9 protein-coding genes are annotated in these 10,000 nt (G+C 47.5%); 1 reads left to right on the plus strand and 8 read right to left on the minus strand.

The features are described from left to right. From LDL40_RS02345 to metK, 8 genes are all read right to left on the minus strand, one after another. On the minus strand, positions 1-1,611 hold a 1,611-nt coding region (locus tag LDL40_RS02345; RefSeq protein ID WP_300993417.1), incomplete at its 3' end, for a PAS domain S-box protein. 131 nt (positions 1,612-1,742) lie between these two features. Further along, complete coding sequence (locus LDL40_RS02350; RefSeq protein ID WP_300993418.1) at positions 1,743-2,027, minus strand: DUF1653 domain-containing protein; 285 nt, start codon at positions 2,025-2,027, stop codon at positions 1,743-1,745. Beyond that, positions 2,017-2,451 (minus strand): Holliday junction resolvase RuvX, encoded by a 435-nt coding sequence (gene ruvX / locus LDL40_RS02355; RefSeq protein ID WP_300993420.1) that lies wholly within the window; start codon positions 2,449-2,451, stop codon positions 2,017-2,019. Before ruvX ends, LDL40_RS02350 begins: the two co-directional genes overlap by 11 nt. Then, entirely contained in the window at positions 2,451-3,008 is a 558-nt protein-coding gene (locus tag LDL40_RS02360; protein ID WP_300993423.1) for a YqgE/AlgH family protein, read from the minus strand. Before LDL40_RS02360 ends, ruvX begins: the two co-directional genes overlap by 1 nt. Further along, positions 3,009-3,980, minus strand: coding sequence for a glutathione synthase (gshB, locus tag LDL40_RS02365; protein WP_300993425.1), 972 nt, complete (start codon positions 3,978-3,980; stop codon positions 3,009-3,011). A gap of 23 nt (positions 3,981-4,003) precedes the next feature. Further along, a complete protein-coding gene (gene rsmE / locus LDL40_RS02370) occupies positions 4,004-4,732 on the minus strand; it encodes a 16S rRNA (uracil(1498)-N(3))-methyltransferase (protein ID WP_300993427.1) in 729 nt (242 codons plus the stop codon). Between the two features lie 118 nt (positions 4,733-4,850). Beyond that, positions 4,851-6,410, minus strand: coding sequence for an AbgT family transporter (locus LDL40_RS02375; RefSeq protein WP_300993429.1), 1,560 nt, complete (start codon positions 6,408-6,410; stop codon positions 4,851-4,853). A gap of 143 nt (positions 6,411-6,553) precedes the next feature. Further along, the gene (gene metK / locus LDL40_RS02380; RefSeq protein ID WP_300993431.1) at positions 6,554-7,705 is read right to left on the minus strand and encodes a methionine adenosyltransferase; all 1,152 of its coding nucleotides are present in this window, start codon (positions 7,703-7,705) and stop codon (positions 6,554-6,556) included. A gap of 352 nt (positions 7,706-8,057) precedes the next feature. Between metK and tkt the strand changes: the two genes are divergently transcribed. Then, the coding region (gene tkt / locus LDL40_RS02385) for a transketolase (protein ID WP_300993433.1) at positions 8,058-10,000 on the plus strand (1,943 nt) is incomplete at its 3' end.

The raw sequence follows: 10,000 nt of genomic DNA on the forward strand, positions 1-10,000 counted from the left end.
CAGCATCAGTATGACCTGGCCTTTTTGTTGACCTGGAAAAGCATGCTTGATGCTGTTCGTTAGTATTTCTGTGGCTAACAAGCCACAAGGTATAGCCTGTTCAAGTGCCAGGACTATTTCGTCATCCATCTGTTTAAAATCAAAACTGATAAAGTCGGTGTTGCTTAGGGTTTGCCTGACTAATTGGCAGAGTTGTCGCAAATAGTTCGCCAGAGGAACAGAGGCGAAATCACGTTTTTCATAAAGCAACTGGTGGGTTAGCGCCATAGTACGAACACGCAGCTGACTTTCAAGCAGTACTTGTTTCAGCTCAGGTGTTGCTCCCCTTGAGCGTAAACTGAGCAAACTGGACACTATTTGCAGATTGTTTTTCACTCTGTGGTGCACTTCATTCAGTAACAAAGTGCGTTCTGCCAGTAGCGATGTTTTTTCATCAATTATTGCCTGCAGGTTGTGTTGAGCCGCTTTAGCGGTCGACACATCGGTGATCGTGGCCAGCACAGCGGTTTTTTTATCACCTTCGAGGTAAGTCAAACCAATTTCAACCGGAAATTCGGTATCGTCTTTGCGTTTTGCATAGAGTTCTCTGTGTTGCCCCATGGGTCTGGTGGTGGGAGCAAGCATAAAGCCCTGACGTAACGCAGGATGATGCTGTTGATACCTGGCAGGTAACAAGACTTCGATGGGTTTCCCTGTTAACTGGCCAGCCTCATATCCAAACATTTGTAGAGCTCTGGTATTTGCAAGTGTAATCAAGCCCTGAGAATCAATAGAAACCAGACCATCGGCTGTGCTGTCGAAGACTCTGCGAAATCGGGTTTCGCTATCCTGTAATTCTTGTTCACTACGTTTTCTGTTGGTTATTTCAATACCCGAAGGCACCAGAAAGCTGAGTTGCTGGTGGTCGTCATACACAGGGGCTAGCATAAAATCTATGATGATGATGTCATCTTTCATCTGAGCTGTGGTGTCAAAGCGGCTGACAATACCGTTTCTGGCATCCTGCACAGCTTTCATGATCCGGCTGGCTACCGCTTTATCATGTTGCCACCAAAAGCAGTCCCAGAACTTTTTATGCTGGACTTGCTCCAGCGTAATACCCGCCAGCTCCAACGGAGGTCTGTTGGCATCAAGCAAGGTGCCGTCAGGTGATAAAATACCGACAAAAGTAAACATGTTATCGAGTATTTTTCGCAGGCGTTCTAAATCGTTTTTCCTGGTTTGTTGCACAAACCAATCCATTGTTCTGTTCAGTGCCACCACAGCGACACCACAGAATTGCTGCTGGCCATCAAAAAGTGGGATGTAAGAACCTGACCAATTAGGCTGCATTTGGCTATCTGTGTCGTCACCAATTACACTGAAATTCAGGATGGCTTTGCCTGTATCCCGCACTTGTTCTAGTAGCGGCATGATGGTGCTTGCCAGCTCTGGTAACACCTCTGATACGGTGCGACCTAAATGCTGACCTATAGGTACGCCATTAAACTCAGCCAGTACAGTGTTAATGCTGACGTATTTAAAAGACTTATCCAGCACTGCAATACCGGTTGGCAAGACCTGGCTGAGCGCTTCCAGCGCCAGAGCTTTGAGTTCAGAACTTGATTCCATGTCGTTTCGCCTTAAATGCTATGTTCTGAACTTAGACACAAGTACTTGTTTTATCAAGGCGATATATAAAAACAAAAAGCCCCAGGCAGGGGCAAATCTGTTATGTCTGACTTTATTTACAATAGACAGGGCTAAATTTGTCGCGGGGCTGACTGATCAAAATGTAAAGGTGGAACAGACAGGTCGGCCAGTTCTGCAGGCGGTTGCTGAGACACAAAACTGAAGCGAGGTACCAATTCACCTGCCACTTCGACATTGCTAATAAACATGTCCAGCGGCCGTACCCATAAGCCAAAATCGCCATATAAAGCGCGGTATAGCACTAATTCTTCATCAGTTTCGCTATGTCGGGTCAAAGCTAAAACCTGATATAACGGACCTTTGTAGTGACGGTAATAACCCGCTTTAATCGCCATAAGCGCCGCCGTTTTCAAACCAGCTTTCTAGAATCAGTTTGGCTGACAAGCTGTCGACCAGATCTTTACTGAGTTTTTTAAATCCACCCTCAGCAAACAGCTGGGAACGGGCATCTACTGTGGTCAGACGCTCATCCTGAGTTTTCACTTGCAGGCCATAACGACCATGCAAGCGATTGACAAACTTATGCACGCGGGCGGTAAAAGGTTGTTCAGTACCATCCATATTTAATGGCAAACCCACGACCAAAAGCTTAGGTTGCCACTCTTTGATCAAGGCTTCGATTTGATCCCAGTTTGGAGTGCCATCCTGGGCTTTGAGGGCCTTGAGCATTGTGGCCGTGCCTGTCATGCTTTGACCTACGGCCACGCCTATACTTTTTAAACCATAATCAAAAGCTAACACTGTCAGGCTGGTACTCATCAGGCGTGACCTGCTTCAGGGCTTAGTTGCCAGACTTCAATGCCCATAGCATGAGCTGCGCCTTGCCATTTTTCGGCATGGCTCATTTCAAAAATAATGTTATTGTCGGCTGGTATCATCAGCCAGCTGTTTTCTGCCATTTCTTTTTCCAGTTGCCCGGCACTCCAGCCGGCATAACCCAGCGCCAGAATAAACTTATCCGGTGCATCTTCTGTGGTGAGTTTCTCCAGGATATCCCGGGAAGTCGTCACCATCAGATCGTTATTCAATCTCATACTGCTGGTATAGCCTTCTTTTGGCGTATGCAGCACAAAACCTCTGTCACTTTGCACTGGGCCCCCGGCACAGACCTGTGCATTTGCCGCTTTACTTTGGGTATCATGCTCAATTTGCAGTTGGCTTAATAGTTCAGTCACCTTCACCGGCATAGGATGATTAATGACGATACCCATGGCTCCTTCGGCATTGTGTTCGCAGATATAGGTCACGCTGCGTTTAAACATAGGATCTTCAAGACCTGGCATGGCTATCAATAAATGATTCTGGAAATTATCCATCTAGGCTCCCACTGCTCCGGTTTGATTCTGCTTTAACAGTAGTTCAATTTGATCAAATAGCATGCCGGTAATGCTGACCGGGAAGGCCGCTTCTATTTCGCGAATACAGGTTGGGCTTGTCACGTTAATTTCCGTCAGTCTGTCACCAATAATATCCAGGCCGACAAAAATCAGGCCTTTTGCTTTGAGGGCAGGGCCTACGGCACGGGCTATAGCCCAGTCGCTTTCAGTTAAAGGCCGGGCTTCACCACGGCCACCTGCCGCTAAGTTCCCGCGTGTTTCGCCGCTGGCAGGTATACGGGCTAAGCAATAAGGCACTGGCTCGCCGTTGACCACCAGTACTCTTTTGTCGCCGTCTTTAATTTCCGGAATAAACTTTTGTGCCATTGCATAACGGCTGCCATGTTCAGTCAGAGTTTCGATAATGACGCTGACGTTAGCATCGTCCGGTTTTAAACGGAAAATCGAAGCGCCACCCATGCCGTCCAGAGGTTTTAAGATCACATCCTGCTCTTGCTGATAAAAGGCTTTTAAGCGTGCCGCATCACGGGTCACCAGAGTTTTTGGCGTATGTTCGGCGAACCAGCTGGTGTAGAGTTTTTCGTTGGCATCACGCAGGCTCTGCGGTTTGTTGACGATCAAAGTGCCCTGGTCTTCTGCCCGTTCTAAAATGTAGGTGGCGTAAATAAATTCAGTGTCAAAAGGCGGATCTTTGCGCATTAAGATCACATCTAAATCGGATAAGGCTATATCCTGGGTGCCGCCAAAATCGTACCAGTGCTCACCGTTTTGCTGTACTGATAGTAAACGGCTGCGGGCACGGGCCTGTCCTTCTATTAAATACAGGTCGTTCATTTCCATATAATGCAGCTGATAACCACGGGATTGAGCTTGCAATAACATGGCAAAACTGGAGTCTTTTTTGATATTGATGTCCGCGATAGGGTCCATCACTATGCCTAATTTAATCATCTTCACTCCTGTTTGGATCTGCTTCAGGCCAGATCACCAAATTGTAACTGTAAGGCGCTAATGGCAGTTAAAGCTGCTGTTTCTGTGCGCAGTACCCTGGGTCCTAAACGAACCGCCATAAAACCTGCTTCTTTGGTTTGCGTAACTTCTGCATCGGTAAAACCACCTTCAGGACCAATCACTAAACGAATAGTCTGACTGCCTGCTATGGTCTTAATGGAGTCTGAAGTCCAGGGATCCAAGGTTAACTTTAAATCTTTTGTCTCTTGTGCCAACCATTTGTTGAGCTGCAATGCCGTATGTACTACTGGTACTACACTGCGGCCAGATTGCTCGCAAGCTGCGATTGCAATTTTTTGCCACTGCTCTGTGCGTTTGGTCAGACGCTCAGCATCAAGTTTGACACCACAACGCTCGGTAAAGAGTGGGGTGATTTCTGTTACACCCAATTCCACTGCTTTCTGAATGACAAAATCCATCCGGTCGCCACGCGAAATGCCCTGGCCTAAATGCAGTTTTAGCGGTGATTCCACCGGGTTAGCCGAAACAGCAATGGCCTTAACCAACAACTGTTTTTTTTCAACTGCAGTAATCACCGCCTGATAATTCTGGCCGTCGCCGTTAAATAAACAAAGCTCGTCGCCAGCCTGCATCCTGAGCACACGGCCTATATGATTAGCACCGTCTTCGGCTAAGGCAAAATCCTGTTGCAGAGGAATAACACCAGGCTGATAAATTCTGGGAATACGCATAACACTAATTTCTTAAGCACAGTTTAAAGTGTCTATGGTAACAGGCAAAAGCTGGGCTGGGTATGGCTTGTGATACAACTTCTGTATCACAAGCCCGGGTTTTAAGTGCAGCTAAGAGTTAAGGGGCCGGATAGATGTAGCTGGCACCTATACCTAAAGGCAATCCCACCATCCAGAACAAAATCAAAAAGCTGGTCCAGCAAATTAATAAGGTGATTGAATAGGGCAACATCAATGCTACCAGAGTACCTATGCCCGTTGATTTTACGTATTTTTGGCAAAACACCACGATCAACGGGAAATAGGGCATCAGTGGCGTAATGATGTTTGTTGACGAATCACCGACCCTGTAAGCGGCCTGAGTTAAATCAGGTGAAACCCCCAGTTGCATCAGCATAGGGACTAACACCGCCCCGATAAGAGCCCATTTGGCAGAAGCTGATCCTATCACCAGATTGACCACTGCGGTCAGCAACACCAGACCCACCAGATTGACCGCCATAGGAAAGGCCATTTGTTGCAGAAAGTTCGCTCCTTTGATCGCCAGCAAAGCCCCCAGATTGGATTGACCAAAGGCAAAAATAAACTGAGCGCAGAAAAATGCCATCACTATATAGTACCCCATGCCACTCATGGCTTTGGTCATGCCTTGTACTACGTCTTTATGGGTTTTCACTTTGCCTGAAACATAGCCATAAACTATGCCTGGGATCAGAAAAAATACAAATATCAGACCTACAATAGATTGCATCAGAGGGGCAGATGCCGCTGTGAGTTCACCTGTACTGGCACGCCAGGCCGAGTTCTCTGGCCATACTGCCGCCACTAAAACTGCGGCTGCTATAAGCATGGACAACATGGCGTAACGTAAGCCTTTGCGCTCCTTGTCATTCAACGGATCCATCGAAGGCAACTGCTCCGGATCGCCGTCTATTTGTGTTTGCTGCAGGCGGGGTTCTACAAACTTGTCAGTCAGTACCCAACCGACTATCACAATGAGTAGCACTGAGGCTGTTGTAAAGTAGTAGTTATTCAGCGGATTAATTACCAGGCTAGCGGCAGCAGGGTCAGCTGATAAGCGGGCTGACGCCTGAGTCAAACCCGCAAGTAGGGGGTCGAGGCTTGAGGGGACAAACAAAGTTGCTGCAAAACCTCCGGAAACGCCGGCGAAAGCTGCCGCTATGCCAGCAAGCGGGTGACGGCCTGCTGCATAAAAAATAACCGCTCCCAATGGGATCACCAGCACATACCCCGCATCCACTGCGACATGGCTTAAAATACCGACAGCTATCAATACTGGAGTCAGCAGCTTCTTTGAGGTTACAGCCAGGATGCCACGCAGGCCCGCATTGATAAAACCTGTGTATTCGGCAACACCTAAACCTAGCATAGCCACTAGTACTACGCCCAAAGGTGGGAAATTGACAAAAGTGCTGACCATTTTGGCCATAAAATCAGCAAAGGCTGCGCCATCCAGTAAGTTTTTCACCTGAAAAGGCTGACCTGTACGGGGATCTATGTCAGCAAAATTGACCCCGGATAATGCCCAGGATAATCCCCAGACAAAAAACATCAGTAAGGCAAATAAGATGGCGGGGTCTGGCAGTTTATTACCAATACGTTCTATGGCATTGAGGCTGCGATTGAGCCAGGAAGTTTTTACGGCACTGGACGTCATGGATACTCCGTGTTGTTGTTGCAGGTCATCTGCTGTGACTGTTTTTTATCCGATTTACCTTAGCGTGCTTTGCGGACATCGTAAATAACAAAAGGAGAGCTATGCTCTCCTTTTGTTATTTTTCTGCGTATGAAAACAAAAACTTAGATTTTTGCTTCAGAGCGCAGAATTTCAGCTTTGTCAGTATTTTCCCATGGGAATTCATTGCGGCCGAAGTGACCGTAAGCTGCGGTAGCGCGGTAAATAGGACGCTCTAACTGCAACATCTGGATCAGGCCATAAGGGCGTAAATCGAAGTGACGACGGATTAGAGCAATCAGTTGATCTTCGCTTAACTTGCTGGTGCCAAAAGTTTCTACACTGATAGAGGTAGGTTCAGCCACGCCAATAGCGTAGGACACCTGAATTTCGCAACGTTCAGCTAAACCTGCGGCCACAATATTTTTTGCCACATAACGGGCAGCATAAGCGGCAGAGCGGTCAACTTTGGATGGGTCTTTACCAGAGAAAGCACCACCACCGTGACGAGCCATACCACCGTAGCTGTCTACAATGATTTTACGACCAGTTAAACCACAGTCACCCATAGGACCACCAATAACAAAGCGGCCAGTTGGGTTAATGAAGTATTTGGTTTTGCTGCTCAGCCACTCTGTTGGTAACACTGGCTTAATGATGTGTTCCATTACCGCTTCACGCAGATCGGTAGTAGAGATAGTGTCACAGTGCTGGGTTGATAATACGACAGCATCAATGCCTACTGGTTTGCCGTTTTCGTACACAAAGCTCAGCTGAGATTTAGCGTCAGGACGCAACCAGCTCAATGTGCCATCTTTACGCACTTTGGCTTGTTGCTGCACTAAACGGTGAGAGTAGGTAATAGGAGCTGGCATTAATACATCAGTTTCATTACTGGCATAACCAAACATTAAGCCCTGGTCGCCGGCGCCTTGTTCGCTTGGGTCTTTTTTATCTACACCTTGATTGATATCTGGTGACTGTTTACCAATAGCGCTCAACACAGCGCACGAGTTGGCATCAAAGCCCATATCTGAATGCACATAACCTATGTCACGGATGGTGCTGCGCGTTAACTCTTCGATATCGACCCAGGCTGAGGTAGTGATTTCACCACCTACTAACACCATGCCTGTTTTTACGAAGGTTTCGCAAGCAACACGGGCTTTTGGATCTTGTTCTAAAATGGCATCCAATACCGCGTCAGAGATCTGGTCAGCGATTTTATCCGGATGTCCTTCAGAAACAGATTCAGAGGTAAAAATGTGTTGTGCCATTTACGTATTCCACATGTTGGTTGTTATCGCGCCTGGGCGCTGTATTTTGGGGCGGCTATTTTAGTGAAAGCCTTAGGGCATTGCCAGAACTTTCTGCCGCCCGGACGTCTTTAATGCTAAAACATTGAAAATGTATCGGCAGGGGGCAGTAAAACTTTGCATTGCTTGGATTAAAATTTGCGATTTACCTGATGCTCTGTGAAAATAAGCCCAGCTTTGCCGTATCCATGTAAAAACAGTGTTCACCCTATGAGCCGCCAAATCGAATAAACACAAAAAGAGCAGTGCAACAATACGGGTAACCCCACCCCTTGGATCAAAGTCATATAAAGTTAATCAAGCAGGAGAGAAGATGCCATCTCGTAAACAACTCGCTAACGCCATTCGTGCTTTAAGTATGGATGCAGTACAAAAAGCGAAATCAGGTCACCCGGGCGCCCCTATGGGCATGGCAGATATTGCTGAGGTGTTGTGGCGCGATTATTTAGTTCACAATCCACAGGACCCGAGCTGGGCCAACCGTGACCGCTTTGTATTGTCGAACGGCCACGGCTCTATGTTGTTGTATTCTCTGTTACATCTCTCTGGCTACGATTTAGGCATTGAAGATTTAAAACAATTCCGCCAATTGCATTCAAGAACTCCAGGCCATCCTGAATATGGCTATGCACCTGGTGTTGAAACTACAACAGGTCCATTAGGCCAGGGCATTACCAATGCAGTTGGTATGGCTATTGCCGAAAAAGCGTTAGCTGCGCAGTTTAATAAACCAGGCCATGCCATTGTTGATCATCACACTTATGCTTTTTTAGGTGATGGCTGTCTAATGGAAGGTGTGTCGCATGAAGCTTGTTCTCTGGCTGGTACCTTAGGATTAGGCAAACTGATCGCATTCTGGGATGACAACGGTATTTCTATCGATGGTCATGTGGAAGGTTGGTTCACTGACAATACACCTGCACGTTTTGAATCCTACGGCTGGCATGTGATTGCTGGTGTGGATGGTCATGATGCGGCTGCTATTAAAGCTGCGATTGAACAAGCCCGGTCTGTTACAGACAAACCAAGCTTAATTTGTTGCAAAACTATTATAGGTTATGGCTCTCCAAATAAATCCGGCTCACACGACTGCCACGGCGCACCTTTAGGTGATGCAGAAATTGCGGCAGTGCGCGAATATTTAGGCTGGGAGCATGCTCCTTTTGTTATTCCACAAGACATCTATCAAGAGTGGGACGGCAAAACCAAAGGGGCGACTGCCCAGCAGAGCTGGAATGACAGCTTCGCTGCTTATGCCAAAGCTTACCCAGAACTGGCCGCTGAATTTAAACGTCGTATGGCGGGGGATTTGCCAGCAGATTGGGCAGAGAAGTCCGCTGCCTATATTCAGCATCTGCAGGATAATCCTCAGTCTATCGCAACCCGTAAAGCCTCTCAGAACAGCTTAAATGCTTTCGGTCCTTTATTGCCTGAATTATTAGGTGGTTCAGCCGATTTAGCGGGTTCTAACCTGACGATTTGGTCTGGTTCTAAAGGTGTCACTGCAGAAGATGCCAGCGGCAACTACCTGTATTACGGTGTGCGCGAATTTGGCATGTCCGCCATGATGAATGGTATAGCTCTGCACGGTGGTTTTATCCCTTATGGTGCTACTTTCCTGATGTTTATGGAATATGCCCGAAACGCTGTGCGTATGGCTGCGTTGATGAAGCAGCGTGTTATTTTTGTCTACACTCATGATTCTATTGGCTTGGGCGAAGACGGCCCAACTCACCAGCCGGTCGAGCAACTCGCTTCGCTGCGCGTGACGCCGAACCTGATGAACTGGCGTCCTTGTGATGCTGTGGAGTCGGCTGTGGCATGGCAGGCCGCTATTGAGCGTACTGAAGGTCCAACTACTTTAATCTTCACCCGTCAGAATCTGGTGCAACAGCCCCGTACAGCACAGCAATTGGCTGATGTTCGTAGAGGCGGTTATGTGTTGCTGGATTCCGCAGGCACTCCGGAATTGATTTTGATTGCTACTGGTTCTGAAGTTGAACTTGCGGTACAGGCCTATCATCAGTTAACAGCGACAGGTCGTAAAGTTCGTGTGGTATCAGTCCCGTCCACTGATGTGTTTGAAGCTCAAAGTGCAGCGTACCGTGAGGCTGTATTACCATCTTCAGTCACTAAACGTGTGGCTGTGGAGGCGGGCATCAAAGACAGTTGGTACAAGTATGTCGGTCTGACAGGTAAAATCATTGGCATGGACAGTTTTGGTGAGTCAGCGCCAGCTGAGCAGCTGTTCGAGCA

Origin of the sequence: Rheinheimera sp. (genome assembly GCF_020217005.1) — a bacterium.
Lineage (GTDB): Bacteria > Pseudomonadota > Gammaproteobacteria > Enterobacterales > Alteromonadaceae > Pararheinheimera.

Bases quoted from the DNA above. Each gene is read 5' to 3' on its own strand.
- LDL40_RS02350 (WP_300993418.1), bottom strand. From the start codon at position 2,027: ATGGCGATTAAAGCGGGTTATTACCGTCACTACAAAGGTCCGTTATAT.
- ruvX (WP_300993420.1), bottom strand. From the start codon at position 2,451: ATGAGTACCAGCCTGACAGTGTTAGCTTTTGATTATGGTTTAAAAAGT.
- LDL40_RS02360 (WP_300993423.1), bottom strand. From the start codon at position 3,008: ATGGATAATTTCCAGAATCATTTATTGATAGCCATGCCAGGTCTTGAA.
- gshB (WP_300993425.1), bottom strand. From the start codon at position 3,980: ATGATTAAATTAGGCATAGTGATGGACCCTATCGCGGACATCAATATC.
- rsmE (WP_300993427.1), bottom strand. From the start codon at position 4,732: ATGCGTATTCCCAGAATTTATCAGCCTGGTGTTATTCCTCTGCAACAG.
- LDL40_RS02375 (WP_300993429.1), bottom strand. From the start codon at position 6,410: ATGACGTCCAGTGCCGTAAAAACTTCCTGGCTCAATCGCAGCCTCAAT.
- metK (WP_300993431.1), bottom strand. From the start codon at position 7,705: ATGGCACAACACATTTTTACCTCTGAATCTGTTTCTGAAGGACATCCG.